Annotated in this window: 12 protein-coding genes; 10 read left to right on the forward strand and 2 right to left on the reverse strand. The window is 42.2% G+C overall.

Annotation, left to right across the window (positions count from 1 at the left end):
• The first annotated feature begins 98 nt into the window (after nt 1-98).
• The 4 genes from MKX60_RS28270 (at nt 99) to MKX60_RS28285 (ending at nt 6,011) form a co-directional block, all read left to right on the forward strand.
• Nucleotides 99-3,185: a hybrid sensor histidine kinase/response regulator gene (locus MKX60_RS28270; RefSeq protein WP_076283343.1), complete on the forward strand. Its 3,087-nt coding sequence runs from the start codon at nt 99-101 to the stop codon at nt 3,183-3,185.
• Nucleotides 3,182-4,294, forward strand: coding sequence for a response regulator (locus MKX60_RS28275; protein ID WP_341061622.1), 1,113 nt, complete (start codon nt 3,182-3,184; stop codon nt 4,292-4,294). Before MKX60_RS28270 ends, MKX60_RS28275 begins: the two co-directional genes overlap by 4 nt.
• Before the next feature lie 227 nt (nt 4,295-4,521).
• Nucleotides 4,522-5,013 (forward strand): RNA polymerase sigma factor, encoded by a 492-nt coding sequence (locus tag MKX60_RS28280; protein ID WP_042186445.1) that lies wholly within the window; start codon nt 4,522-4,524, stop codon nt 5,011-5,013.
• On the forward strand, nt 5,010-6,011 hold the full coding sequence (locus tag MKX60_RS28285) for an anti sigma factor C-terminal domain-containing protein (RefSeq protein ID WP_341061623.1): 1,002 nt from the start codon (nt 5,010-5,012) through the stop codon (nt 6,009-6,011). The genes MKX60_RS28280 and MKX60_RS28285 overlap by 4 nt, the downstream gene beginning before the upstream one ends.
• A 76-nt stretch (nt 6,012-6,087) precedes the next feature.
• On the opposite strand, the gene MKX60_RS28290 is transcribed toward MKX60_RS28285, so the two are convergent.
• Complete coding sequence (locus tag MKX60_RS28290; protein WP_042186450.1) at nt 6,088-6,432, reverse strand: winged helix-turn-helix transcriptional regulator; 345 nt, start codon at nt 6,430-6,432, stop codon at nt 6,088-6,090.
• Between the two features lie 174 nt (nt 6,433-6,606).
• On the opposite strand from MKX60_RS28290, the gene MKX60_RS28295 reads away from it, so the two are divergent.
• The 6 genes from MKX60_RS28295 to MKX60_RS28320 all read left to right on the forward strand — a co-directional run bounded on the left by MKX60_RS28295 (nt 6,607) and on the right by MKX60_RS28320 (nt 12,280).
• Complete coding sequence (locus tag MKX60_RS28295; RefSeq protein WP_341061624.1) at nt 6,607-7,539, forward strand: aldo/keto reductase family protein; 933 nt, start codon at nt 6,607-6,609, stop codon at nt 7,537-7,539.
• 30 nt (nt 7,540-7,569) lie between these two features.
• Nucleotides 7,570-8,418 (forward strand): NAD-dependent epimerase/dehydratase family protein, encoded by an 849-nt coding sequence (locus MKX60_RS28300; RefSeq protein WP_341061626.1) that lies wholly within the window; start codon nt 7,570-7,572, stop codon nt 8,416-8,418.
• Between the two features lie 81 nt (nt 8,419-8,499).
• The gene (locus MKX60_RS28305) at nt 8,500-9,522 is read left to right on the forward strand and encodes an SDR family oxidoreductase (protein ID WP_341061627.1); all 1,023 of its coding nucleotides are present in this window, start codon (nt 8,500-8,502) and stop codon (nt 9,520-9,522) included.
• Nucleotides 9,523-9,675: 153 nt separating this feature from the next.
• Nucleotides 9,676-10,335, forward strand: a complete 660-nt coding sequence (locus MKX60_RS28310; protein ID WP_339802047.1) for a class I SAM-dependent methyltransferase — start codon at nt 9,676-9,678, stop codon at nt 10,333-10,335.
• Between the two features lie 124 nt (nt 10,336-10,459).
• Nucleotides 10,460-11,482 (forward strand): CapA family protein, encoded by a 1,023-nt coding sequence (locus tag MKX60_RS28315; RefSeq protein WP_042193538.1) that lies wholly within the window; start codon nt 10,460-10,462, stop codon nt 11,480-11,482.
• 540 nt (nt 11,483-12,022) lie between these two features.
• Complete coding sequence (locus MKX60_RS28320) at nt 12,023-12,280, forward strand: AbrB/MazE/SpoVT family DNA-binding domain-containing protein (protein WP_042125931.1); 258 nt, start codon at nt 12,023-12,025, stop codon at nt 12,278-12,280.
• Between the two features lie 143 nt (nt 12,281-12,423).
• On the opposite strand, the gene MKX60_RS28325 is transcribed toward MKX60_RS28320, so the two are convergent.
• Nucleotides 12,424-12,933 carry a PadR family transcriptional regulator gene (locus MKX60_RS28325; RefSeq protein WP_042186461.1) on the reverse strand — a complete coding sequence of 170 codons (510 nt, stop codon included), beginning with the start codon at nt 12,931-12,933 and terminating at the stop codon, nt 12,424-12,426.
• Between the last annotated feature and the right edge of the window lie 39 nt (nt 12,934-12,972).

The raw sequence follows: 12,972 nt of genomic DNA on the forward strand, positions 1-12,972 counted from the left end.
AGTAACTTACAGGCGGGGCTTTGAGAGATTTTTGTGAGAGCAGCGGGGTAGAATGGTAGAATTACTCGCTTGTGAGAGGAGCCTGAAGGTTGAGGACGATGAAATATCGTGGAATAGTTGGGATGGGGTTGTTTTTTATCCTTGCCTTTTCCCTATTAGTAAGTATTATTTCCCCAACGATTCAGGACCAAGATACCCCGGTGGCCAAGCAGGGCGTACTGGATTTGTCGAGATGGGACTTTGAGAAACAGGGATTAGTTGATCTAGACGGAGAATGGGAGTTTTATGAAAATAAATTACTGAGTCCTTCTGAGATTCAGCAAAGTATAGATAAGAAATCTACATATCTATCTGTCCCAGGCACATGGAAAGGCAAGATCATAGAAGATGGAATGGACCGTAAAGGGGCTGGCACCTATCGACTTAAAGTGTTGGTCAAAGATTCGGATGAGATTCTTGGTTTGAAAATAAGAAGTATCCGTATGTCTCAAAAGTTATTTATCAATGGGAAGCAGGAAGGAGAGGACGGGGTTCCTTCAACAGAAAGTGAGTCATTTAAGCCAGGGAATACTCCGTATACGGTATTTTTTCAGTCTAATACCCAAGAGATAGAAATTGTAATTCAAGTGTCTAACTTCAACTTTATTACTGGAGGGATCGTGAATTCAATCCCACTGGGCGTGCACACGGATATTACAAAACTGAACAGTATTCAGACGGGTACTGACATTGGAATTATATTGATCCTGGGGATGTTTGGAGCATATCATCTCAGCTTCTATTTCGTTGGGCGTAGAGAAAAGGCCTATTTGCTCAGCGGTTTATATTTGCTTATTCTTTCTTTGAACAATTCTCTATATGGAGAGAAGATATTTCAACAGTTATTACCCCATTTCCCTTTTGAATCAACTTACAAGCTATTGGAAATAAGCCAGTTTGTCGGTTCGATTATCATTATTATGTTTTACTGCTCGGTCGAGTCCCGGTTGATGTCAAGTAAGAGGATGAAGATTGTGTTGTCTCCATTTGTCTTATATCTTGTATCGGTTTTGGTGCTCCCGTATGGTGTACACATTCGTATGAAGTATCTATTTGTAACCTATCTTGGAATCGTTATGGTGGTAATCATAGTCAGAATGATCTATTTATATGTTCGCAGCCAGAGCCAGACGACGGATCGAAAAGAACTGTTTTTGTTCATTGGCGGTGCGATTTCGCTCCTGATATTTTTCTTTGATGTAAGTCTTTACTCTGAAAATGTTCTGCAGACCGATTTGGTGGGTAAATGCGGAGTCATTGGTTTTATTGTTTTCTTCAATATTATGTTAGCTGTACGATTCTCAAATACTTATGATAAGACGGAAATGCTGTCCCGTCAGTTGCTAATCTCGAACCAGCTTAAAGATGAATTTCTGATGAACACTTCTCATGAGATCAAAACTCCGCTGCATGGCATTATGAATATGACATCCTTTTTATTAGAAGATGGCGAAGATAATCTGTATCCATTACAGAAACAGAATCTTTGGTTAATTAAGGACACTTCTACAAAACTGTCTATGCTCATTCAGGATTTGATTGATGTTAGTCTTTTGAAGCATGGAGAATTACGACTACAGCAGACAGTGGTTGATCTAAGGGTGGCTTCACAAATTGTATTTGATGTGTTGCAGTTTGAGCTCGCAGGGAAATCTGTGCGATTAGATAATCAGGTGGAACCCGATGTTTGGGTGCTTGCGGATGATAGTCGATTAAGACAAGTCATGTACAATTTAGTTCACAATGCGATCAAGCATACGGATAAAGGATTTATTACCATAAAAGCTTATGTAAAGGGAAATACAGTATCTGTTACGGTGGAAGATTCAGGAACTGGGATATCCCCTGATATGCATACCGCCATATTTGAATATTTTGAACAAGTCGATAAACCACTTCCGCAAGATGGTTACACAGGAATGGGTGTGGGTCTGTATATTAGCAGAAAGCTAATTGAGCGGATGGGCGGTGAGATTCGGGTGGATTGGTCTGAGGTTGGTCAAGGCACTCGAATGATCTTCACCTTGCCCAAAATCGAGCGGATCCCAGGCTACCGCGAAGTAGCAGCTACAGGGGTGGGGCAGCACGCGCATTTTGAGCAGACCTCGCTAGATATAGTGGATCAGAGTGGATATACGATCCTAATTGTGGATGATGAGGCCTCTAACATTCATATTCTGCTGAATATTTTAAGACGGCATCATTACAATGTAATTACGGCGTTTTCAGCGAATGAAGCAATGGACAAAATGGAGCAATACCCTAATATGGACCTAGTTATATTAGATGTCATGATGCCGGGGATTTCAGGAATTGAGTTGTGCCGAACGTTGCGGGTGCGTTACTCCATTCTGGATTTACCTATTTTGTTTGCTACAGTAAAAGACGCGCCAACAGATATTGCGCTTGGCTTCAGGGCTGGGGCGAATGATTATATAACTAAACCATTTGATGGAGAAACGCTGATTGCGAGAATTCAAACGCTGATTGCAATGAAGACATCGATACAAGAAGCGATACGAAATGAGTATGCTTTTCATCAAGCGCAAATCAAACCGCATTTTTTGTATAACGCACTGAGCAGTGTGATCTCTTTCTGTTATACAGATGGAGAGAAAGCCGCCTATTTGTTATCCATGTTAAGTCAATACATCCGTTATATTCTCGATATGGACCGTTCCACTTTAGTTGTTCCTTTGCACCGGGAGTTAGAGCTGATTCAAGCCTACGTGGAGATCGAAAAAGCGCGTTTTGGAGAACGGTTTGATTTTATTTTTTATATGGATGAGGGTCTGCGTTCTGTTGAAATCCCTTCCTTATGTATTCAGCCATTTGTTGAAAATGCGATCAGACATGGATTGTTTGAAAAAGAGGGTCAGGGCAGAGTTTCGCTCACGGTTCAAGCAGGTAGTAACTATATGAAAGTTATCATCGAAGATGATGGTGTGGGTATGCCAGATGACTTGCTATATCAATTAACTGGAGACGAGCAGCCGGATGGCAGTATTGGAATCCATAACATTCGAAAGCGTCTAGGCGCTATACCCGGAGCTACCCTAACCATTCATTCCGACCTTGGGTTTGGGACCAAAGTAACAATGTATTTACCAGCAAGCCTTGGGGGCATGGAGGGAGAAACACGATGATTCGTGTAGTGATTGTTGAAGATGAGAAGCCAATTTTGAATTTGATGAAGGTACTGATCGGTCGTAATCCAGATTATACCATTAGCGGGGCCTTCTCAAATCCATTAGAGGCACTGGAGTGCATACCTGATTTACAACCGGATGTCGTGTTTATAGATGTTGAAATGCCTAAGATGAATGGTATTGAGCTGGCAAGCAGAATTCAGAAGCTAATGCATCAACCGGAGATTGTATTTACAACGGCCTACAAGAATTATGCACTGGAAGCGTTCGAGGTTAGTGCACTAGATTATATACTTAAGCCAATAACTCCCGAAGCGATCCACAGGGTTACTGAACGACTTGTTAAACGAATGAGATCTGCGGTGATCCTAGAGCCAAAGAAAACGGGGCCTATGATCCGCTGTTTTGGCGGATTTGAAGTTTGTGATTCAGAAGGCAAGCCCATTCATTTTCGAACGCGCAGAGCAGAGGAATTATTCGCATATTTTCTATGTAATGCAGGTCGTTATATCAGTAAATGGAGAATAATTGATTTGTTATGGCCAGATATGCAGGATGAGAGAGGGGCATCCAACCTGTATAATACGATTTACCTCTTGAAAAAAATGCTAAAAGAAAAGGGCTTCGGCATGGAAATACGTAAAATGAATGATGGTTATATGCTGGAGACCGGAAATGAAAGTTATGATGCTCTTGATTATCAAAGGTTTCATTTAGAAATGGCTGAAGGGAAACAAAACACTACTCAAATGGAGCGGCTTTGTTTCTTATATCAGGGGCCCCTGCTGGATGGAAAGCCTTATCTATGGAAGATTTCGCTGGAGGAAGCTTATTGCAAGTATTTTACAACCTGGACTCGATTGCTAGTGGACAGAGATTGTGCTACTCAGGATTGGCATAAAGCGGAGCAACGATTAGAAAAGTTCTTGGGTTTATATCCTCTTCATGAAGAGATGAACGAGCAAATGATTGATATATATGCTAGGCTCGGAAATAAGGATAAGATCGCACGGCTCTATGAGAAATTCGAGATTGCTTATCGTTCGGAGCTGGGCATGGTTCCTTCAACAGAGTTTAAAGATTATGTTGCTGCATATCTGGCCTAATATTTATATGGACTTGGTATTTCAAAAGGCGTATGTTACTAGTATAAATGAATCTTTTATAAGTGAATAAATATTTTTTTAAAAGAGAACCCCCTTACGCTATACGGTATCTATATACTGTTAGCAGTAAGGGGTTTTTTTTGCGAAACTTTTCTTTTATAGGTTTTTTCTACTATCAGCTAACATTTCGAGAACTTAACCGTTATACATACGAAGGGAGGTGCAGGATGAAGCCCGGGCAGCTACATCAGATACTTCAACCGAAAATGTTAGAAATTCAAAAATACTTGATTCGTCTCGGGGCACCTGCAGCCGATGCTGAAGATATTGTACAGGATACAGTGTATAAGGCGCTTTTGTATATCGATTCCATTGATGAGAACAAATTCAGTGCATGGCTATATAAAGTGGCGATTAATCGTTATTATGATCTGTGCCGCCGCAGCAAGCGGATAGTCATTCCTATTGATTATGTGGATGTGCCTGATATGGAACTGCCGGAGGATCATGTGCTGTTAAAAGAGAAACGAGAGGACATCGAACGTGTACTAGATGAGCTTCTTCCTCTCCACAAACAGCTCATTATTATGAAGTACGAGCTGGAGCTGTCCTATCAGGAGATAGCTGAGCTCCTTGGGATCACAACGGATACGGTCAAATCGGCATTGTTTCGTGCCCGCAAGCAATTTCAAAAAAAATACAGAGGTGAAGCGGAATGACGGCTCCATGGGAACAAAAGGATGATCAAAACCTTTCAAAAATAATTAAGAAAGCAAAACGAAAAACAATGATCCGTAATACGGTCATTTCTCTGATCGTGACCATTATTGTATTGCTTAGCGGCATGCTCGGTATCACTCAACTGACAAGCTGGTTAGCGATGCGTGGTCTGGATGAGGAGAGGATTATGATGGGAATTAGCAGTCCTAATCTTCATGAGCTGAGAACTGAGCTGGATTTAGGCTTTTTATCGGGCAAAGTTGAATTGAATACGTACAAGGTTGTTGAGGGTGTACCTGTCGTGTGGGATACTAAAAAGCTGGAATTCAGTATGAGCAGCCGTTTTTCTCTACTTTACAGGGGATACTCTAGTATTAATGTTCCTGATCCAATAATGACAAGCCAAAATTATGAATATTACCGAGGATATAACAGTCAAAATGGACAGCGGGAAATGATGTTCTATGTACCTGGGGTGAATTATAACGGAAAGGTGTTGAATGACCTACCTGCACTTGAACAAATGGAACCTGGTAAGTTGGTAGAAATGGCAGTTTCATTTGATAAAAGCTATACACAAGCAGAAGTAGAGAAGATGCTGCCAACAGAGCTGACACAGAAGTGGTATTGGGTAGATACGTATGACAATAAAAAGAAGCTTGAGTTTATTACGAATGACAGCAGCCCGAATAAATATGCATTACCGGAATCAGCGAGACAAGTATACGGTTACGGTGTCAATTGGGAAGGCTTATTTAAACCGAAACCAGAGGATTTTTTACAATCACTAGCATATGGGCTTCAGAAAGAGGGCAAGTATTACGGAGAATTTGAGCGAATCTCGAACTATTTGAAAAAGGATAAAGCGGCACCGGATGCCAGTGACGTACAGCTATTGGGAGTTGTTGTTACAGGAACTGCTCAGGAGCTGCAGAGCCTTAGAGGAAAACCGTATGTAAATACGGCAGTACTCGGCGCGGTTGTGGATAAATACTAGATCGTATAGTAAAAAAGAAGCCCCGGGAACGATGATCCCGGGGCTATTTTGATCATATCACAACCTACCATTTATGCTACGTCCATTTGGCCGACCACAGCTTCATTTCCTTCAAAATTTGATGCAAATCCTCACCTTTTGGAGTTAAAGAATATTCCACTGTCACCGGTACGGTAGGAAACACATGGCGTTCTAGTACACCGTGTTCCTCTAAATGGCGAAGAGTACTAGTCAAAGCACGAGGGCTGACATTAGTAATTTTTCGCTGAAGCGCTCCAAAGCGTTGGGTACCGTCGAATAACTCTCTTAGTACGAGAAAAGCCCATTTTCCGCCCAATACTTCAAGTGTTTTTTCTACATTACATTCAATAGTAAGTGGGGTTTTAGGGATATAATTATTGCTAGATTTAGCTGTTGTCAAGGAATCTCCTCCTGTTTTGGTGCCACTATACTCTTGTATAGTAACTACTCTAGAGATCATATAGTAAACTAAATTTCACTTCTTCCTATTATATACAAACTATTCTAGAATGAATATGTGCGTTAGGCAACCTGCCGAAATCATAACACGGAACTATGGAAAGGAGCAGTTATTATGAAATATCGTAGATTAGGTGGAACAGGCCTAAAAGTTAGCGAGATTAGTCTGGGAAGCTGGCTGACATACGGAGGCTATGTAGAAAGAGATAATGCTGTTAAAGCCATTGAAACCGCTTACGACATAGGCGTGAATTTTTTTGATACGGCAAATGTTTACGAAAAGGGTGCTGCTGAGAAAGTGCTAGGCGAGACCTTGCGGAACTATCCGAGAGAATCCTATGTGCTGGCCACTAAAGTGTTTGGCGAAATGGGGACGGGACCTAACGATCGTGGTCTATCCCGCAAGCATATTACGGAACAATGTCACGCAAGCTTGCAGCGTCTCGGCGTAGAATACGTGGATATTATGTATTGCCATCGTTTCGATACGGAAACTCCAATTGAAGAGACCTTACGTGCGCTGGATGATCTGGTTCGTCAAGGCAAGGTATATTATGTCGGTGTAAGTGAGTGGACAGCGGCGCAAATGACAGATGCGCTAGCTGTAGCAGACCGCTATTTACTGGATCATATCGTGGTTAACCAACCGATTTATAATATGTTCGAACGTTATATTGAGAAAGAAATTATTCCGCTCGGCGAGCGACGTGGCATTGGACAGGTTGTTTTTTCTCCACTGGCTCAAGGGCTGTTAACAGGAAAGTATAACGCGGACATCCCTGAAGATAGCCGTGCGGCTAAGCTGGATCGGTTGAAAAAGGCGATTACAGAAGAGAAGATTGAAAAGGTTCGCCAACTGAGCGGGGTAGCTGCGGAGCTGAATATTTCTGTGGGAAATCTGGCTTTGGCTTGGATTCTGCGTCAGCCTAATGTAGCAAGTGCGCTAGTGGGTGCCAGTCGTCCGCAGCAGGTCGAAGAGAATGTTAAGGCTTCGGGAATAGAACTTTCCGAGGATATTTTGAAGAAAATTGAAGAGATTCTTAACTAGAGATAGATTCATAAAAAAGGAGATATGATCATGGCGAAAGTAGTTGTTACTGGCGGAAGCGGGATGCTCGGCAGATGGGTAGTCCGGCATTTTGTTGAGCAAGGGTATGAGGTTGTGAATGTGGATACGCAAAAATCTCCAGATTCCTTGTGCCAAACGATCATTGCTGATTTGAATAATTTAGGTGAAGTGTACGGCGTACTTGCAGGCGCTGATGCAGTTGTGCATCTGGCTGCGATCCCAGCTGCAAATATAAAGACGAGTGAAGTCACCTTTCAAAATAATGTAGTATCCACCTATAACATTCTGGAGGCTGCTGCTGGACTAGGCATTCGCAAAGCAGTTATTGCTTCCAGTGAATCCTCTTATGGCATCTGTTTTGCGGTTAACCCGTTGGGACCCCAGTATGTACCGATGGATGAAGATCATCCACAACTTCCTGAAGACAGCTACGGTCTATCTAAAGTTGTGAATGAAAAGACAGCAGAGATGTTCCAGCGCAGAACGGGCATACAAGTCGTTTCCCTAAGAATCGGAAATGTCATTGACCCATCGACGTATGAACGTTTCCCTTCCTTCATTCATGATCCCGCGCAGCGTGATCGGATTCTGTGGAGCTATATTGATACACGGGATGTAGCGACAGCTTGCCAATTGGCGATTGAAACGGACGGATTGGGCGCAGTTGCTCTTAATATATGCGCAGATGAGACCAGTATGGCTGTTCCTAGCAGAGAGTTAATGGCCGCACGTTATCCAGAGGTGACGGATTTCCGCCAGCCGCTGGAAGGCCATGAGTCGTTACTCAGCAATGCGAAGGCGAAGAAGCTGCTGAATTGGCAGCCAAAGCACTTATGGCGTGATTACGTTAAAGAATAAATGACGATCCAGGTTTACTTTTACTATAAATGAGAGTTCAAAAAGTAGGTTTTTGAACAACCTCTATAAGGAGCGTGTGAAATGAAGGTATTATTTATCGGAGGTACGGGACTGATTAGTCAGGCTGTATCCCCGATTGCCGTAGAACAAGGAATAGAGCTGTATTTGTTCAACAGAGGACAAAGAGGCGAATTCGTTCCGGATGGGGCGAAGGTGATTCAAGGTGACATTCGTAATCCGGCGGAGGCTGCCGAAGTATTGCGAGATTATGAATTTGACGTAGTGGTAGACTGGATTGCTTTTACACCAGAACATGTGCAGACAGATATTGACCTGTTTACAGGTAAAACGAAGCAGTACATTTTTATCAGCTCGGCCTCGGCTTATCAGAAGCCACAGCGTAATTATATAATCACAGAAGAGACACCTCTGGAGAATCCTTATTGGGAGTACTCGAGAAATAAAATTGCCTGCGAGCAATTATTGATGGAGGCACACAAGAGCATCGGATTCCCGGTTACAATTGTTCGTCCTTCCCATACTTACGGAAATACTGCTATCCCTGCGGCACTCACGAGCGGACAGCATCCTTGGTCCTTGATTGATCGTATCCGTCGTGGCTTGCCTTTAGTCATCCATGGAGATGGAACATCTTTGTGGACACTGACGCATAACTCAGATTTTGCCAAAGGGTTCGTCGGATTGCTTGGGCATCCGGAAGCGATTGGGGAGGCCATTCATATTACTTCTGATGAGGTGTTGAACTGGAATCAGATCTATGCGGCCATTGGGCAAGCGGCAGGTGTGGAGCCGAAAGTGGTTCATATCGCTACAGACTTTATCACAGCCTTCTCCCCTCCAGGGACGGCGGATGGCTTGATCGGCGATCAAGCGGTCAGCAGTGTTTTTGACAATCGTAAAATCAAACGTCTCGTGCCTGACTTCCAGGCTGCCGTTCCTTTCTCTGAAGGGATAAAGCAGTCAATTGCTTGGTTCGAGGCTCATCCAGATCAATGCACGGTTGATGCGGAATGGTCTGCTTTACTAGATCATTTGATCGAGAAACATGGAGTTGAGGCCAAGCCTCTATCCTTTTACTCATAAGATTTGTACGGTTAATATTTAAAGACGGTCTGTTCCTAAGGGAGCAGCCGTTTTTTTTGGGTTTGTCTAGCTCAATGTAAGGTTATGGAATGAATCAGCAAATCATGAATATACTCTCACTACCTTAAATTCCGTTAAAAAGGAGTCCTGGCCATGCCAACACATCCCTTTGTCTCGCGTTTTTTTGTAAACTCAGATGCAAGCCGTGAGAAGTTAATTTATGATTTGCCAGAATCCTGGTGGAGCCGTCCCTTTGAATACGAGTGGTGTATTAACTTTATTTCTCCACATGGTGTGGTGCTGGATGCTGCTTGTGGAATTCCTCATCCCTTGAAATTTTATTTAGCTGGGGTATGTGCAGAGGTTCATGCTTGCGATATGGACAGCAGGGTTATTTACCGGGAGGACATCCTAGATGCGATTACTGATGAGATCGGGGAAAAAGCGGCAAAGCAGGTTATAGCTAGAAGAACGAACAACTTGCATCTTGCTCAGGCCAATCTTGCGGCTCTTCCATATGAGGACGAGAGCTTTGACACTATTTTTTGCATATCAGTGCTGGAGCATTTGACCTTAGAGGATACGGTCGGCACTTTACGGGAATTTCACCGAACGTTGAACGAAGAAGGGCTGCTCGTGCTAACGTTTGATTACCCAACGGTAAACTTAAATCTTATGAATGATTTGCTGCTGCAGGCTGGATTTCAATATTGGGGGGAGACGGATTTTGAGTTGCCTGCAGATGCTGTGTCCACAGATTTGTGGGGTGGGTTACAATGCTTCCGGGCTGTTTTGAAAAAATCAAAGGGATAACAGGTCTTCTTACCCTTAAATTAGTAATCTATTTCCAGTAAGCTAGAATAATAGCTATTATAGATTCCATAATGAGGATAGGAGGCTGTATTTTTTGAGATTAGGGTCGAATGTACTTCGCAGCATGCTACTTACTACACTTCTATTATCACTGATTCTCCCTTCGACGATTGCATCTAGTGCAGCTTCGCCATCTTCAGAACCTATCAGACTTGCTTTTGCTGGTGATATTCTCTTGGACGGTTTTGTGGGTGATCAGATCGCGAAATACGGAGTGAACTTTCCGTTTGTGAAAGTCGCACCTACCTTGCAAAAGGCAGATATCGCCTTCGCGAATCTGGAAACGCCAGTGTCTATTCGAGGGAAGGCAGCAGAGAAAACCTTTGCCTTTAGGTCTAAACCAGCAGTGCTTAGTGGCTTAACCTATGCTGGGATTGACGGCGTTTCTTTGGCTAATAATCACATTTTAGATTTCGGAACAGACGCTATGCTCGATACATTGGTGCATCTGGATCGAAACAAGATTGGCCATACAGGAGCTGGTAAAAATGTAGAGGAAGCGTTCAAACCGTATACAAGGACGGTAAAGGGGAAGAAGATCGCTATCTTAGGTGTAAGTCGAGTGCTTTCAGGCCCTTCTTGGTATGCCGGCAACAATAAACCGGGAGCTGCCTCAGCGTACACCTCGCAGCCTATGCTTACGGCTATTCAGAAGATGTCTAAGGAGAATGATTACACGATTGTGTACATTCACTGGAATGAAGAGTTTAAGGATTATCCTGAACAATACGCCCGCACGCTAGCCAAACAGATGATTGATAGTGGTGCAGATATCATACTCGGCGCACACAGCCATTGCCTGATGGGCATCGAATACTACAAAAATAAACCGATCTATTATTCACTTGGAAACTTTGTGTTTAATCGTTCAACACGTGGTGGAGAAAAGACGCTTCACTCGATGCTGGTGAATTTTGAGATTAATGAGGCCAAGGTGACTAGTAAGATTACGCCAGTCAAAATTATTGGTGGACAGCCGAACTTCATGGACGATTCTTATAATAAGAAGACGATCAAGCTAATGAATAGCCTATCTTATAATGCAATTATTGATGCGAATGGCAGGGTTACGGAGAAGCCATTATAACGATAGAATAGATCGACCAGAGATCACTGGTCGGTTTTTTTTGTAATTAAATTCAATTAATTATGCTAAATTTATCCAATATTTGATCTTTCTATTAATAATATGTAATACTTATATTAAATCAGTACATAGTAGAAAGCTGGATTGTCGAAAAAAGTAGATGCATAAAGCATAAATAGTCTGTATTAATTCTACTAAACGTTTCTTTGCTCTGATATACGTCGGAGTGTTTCCAGACTTGATGTATTGGGTAAATGATGGTATCAATTGGGATACTCTGCAAGCTGATTTGTAATCGCAATGTTGGATATTTATTAATTTCAAGACGAATAAATTGGATTGCTTTACAGCATTTTGTCGAAAGTGTACATATTTTTGTCGAATAATTGTCGATAAATATCATATTTTGTAGAAATAAAATTGACAGGGAATGAATAGCACTTTAATATTAGAGTATAGCGTAATCATTACTATCACATAGAAGCCTACATAGCTTTTAGCAAAAATGATTATTAATGTGAATTTAAGGGAGGATGTACGATGATGAAAGCGACAGGCATAGTAAGAAAAGTAGATGAATTGGGACGTATCGTAATTCCTATTGAACTACGTAGAACGATGGGAATTGACATAAAAGACCCGCTCGAGATTTTTGTAGATGGAGAGAAAATTATTCTTAGAAAATACGAGCCAACTTGTATCTTCTCCGGAAGCGCAGAGAACCTCATCAATTTCAAAGGTAAAATGGTAAGCAAAGATGTTCTCGATGAGCTGATTTCTAGCTTTGACAGAGTATAATCGATAGATTACACATTTTTGCTAAAAAAGAACCGGTACAGCAAGCACAATTTGTGCATGCTGCCGGTTCTTTTTTATGATAGCACAACAAAAAAAGCAGCAAATCCCCTAGAATAATAGGAAACCTACTGCCCACATGATCCTTATTCAGACTCCAGCACACTTTGAATTTTTTTGATAAAGGCTTCATATTGCACAAGGCCCAATTCCATACACAGCTTTTGGTAAGGGGACAGTTTGCAATCTAGTTGCTTTAATTTCTGATCAAGATCATCGTACATTGCCTGCTTTTCTATCAATGCTTGCCGAAGTAGATTATCTATGTTCTCTTTATCGGTCTTATCTCCGAAATACAGATGCATAAAAAAGTCTGAACGCAGAACTTCCTTTTCTGCCGGTGTTTGCAAGTAAGCATGGAACTGATCCAAGCCGGCACGGGTAATGGTAAATACATTTTTGTCAGGTTTGCCTTCCTGCCGTATGGATTCTTTGGTGATTAGGTCCAGCTTCTCCATCTTGCTCAGGGTTGGGTAGATGGTGCCGTAGCTGGCATCAAAGAAAAAAGAAAAGTATTCCTCGAAATGCCGTTTTATCTCATAACCCGAATGAGGTTTTTCACTTAATATCCCTAGAATGACATCTTGTATATTCATGAATCGTTGTCGCTCCTCTCTTTCACCTCCTACCATATC

This window comes from Paenibacillus sp. FSL R5-0914 (assembly GCF_038004525.1).
Lineage (GTDB): Bacteria > Bacillota > Bacilli > Paenibacillales > Paenibacillaceae > Paenibacillus_AQ.

What these genes read in the sequence shown, in the direction of transcription:
- MKX60_RS28270 (WP_076283343.1), top strand. Translation starts at nt 99, where the DNA reads ATGAAATATCGTGGAATAGTTGGGATGGGGTTGTTTTTTATCCTTGCC.
- MKX60_RS28275 (WP_341061622.1), top strand. Translation starts at nt 3,182, where the DNA reads ATGATTCGTGTAGTGATTGTTGAAGATGAGAAGCCAATTTTGAATTTG.
- MKX60_RS28280 (WP_042186445.1), top strand. Translation starts at nt 4,522, where the DNA reads ATGAAGCCCGGGCAGCTACATCAGATACTTCAACCGAAAATGTTAGAA.
- MKX60_RS28285 (WP_341061623.1), top strand. Translation starts at nt 5,010, where the DNA reads ATGACGGCTCCATGGGAACAAAAGGATGATCAAAACCTTTCAAAAATA.
- MKX60_RS28295 (WP_341061624.1), top strand. Translation starts at nt 6,607, where the DNA reads ATGAAATATCGTAGATTAGGTGGAACAGGCCTAAAAGTTAGCGAGATT.
- MKX60_RS28300 (WP_341061626.1), top strand. Translation starts at nt 7,570, where the DNA reads ATGGCGAAAGTAGTTGTTACTGGCGGAAGCGGGATGCTCGGCAGATGG.
- MKX60_RS28305 (WP_341061627.1), top strand. Translation starts at nt 8,500, where the DNA reads ATGAAGGTATTATTTATCGGAGGTACGGGACTGATTAGTCAGGCTGTA.
- MKX60_RS28310 (WP_339802047.1), top strand. Translation starts at nt 9,676, where the DNA reads ATGCCAACACATCCCTTTGTCTCGCGTTTTTTTGTAAACTCAGATGCA.
- MKX60_RS28315 (WP_042193538.1), top strand. Translation starts at nt 10,460, where the DNA reads ATGCTACTTACTACACTTCTATTATCACTGATTCTCCCTTCGACGATT.
- MKX60_RS28320 (WP_042125931.1), top strand. Translation starts at nt 12,023, where the DNA reads ATGATGAAAGCGACAGGCATAGTAAGAAAAGTAGATGAATTGGGACGT.
- MKX60_RS28325 (WP_042186461.1), bottom strand. Translation starts at nt 12,933, where the DNA reads ATGAATATACAAGATGTCATTCTAGGGATATTAAGTGAAAAACCTCAT.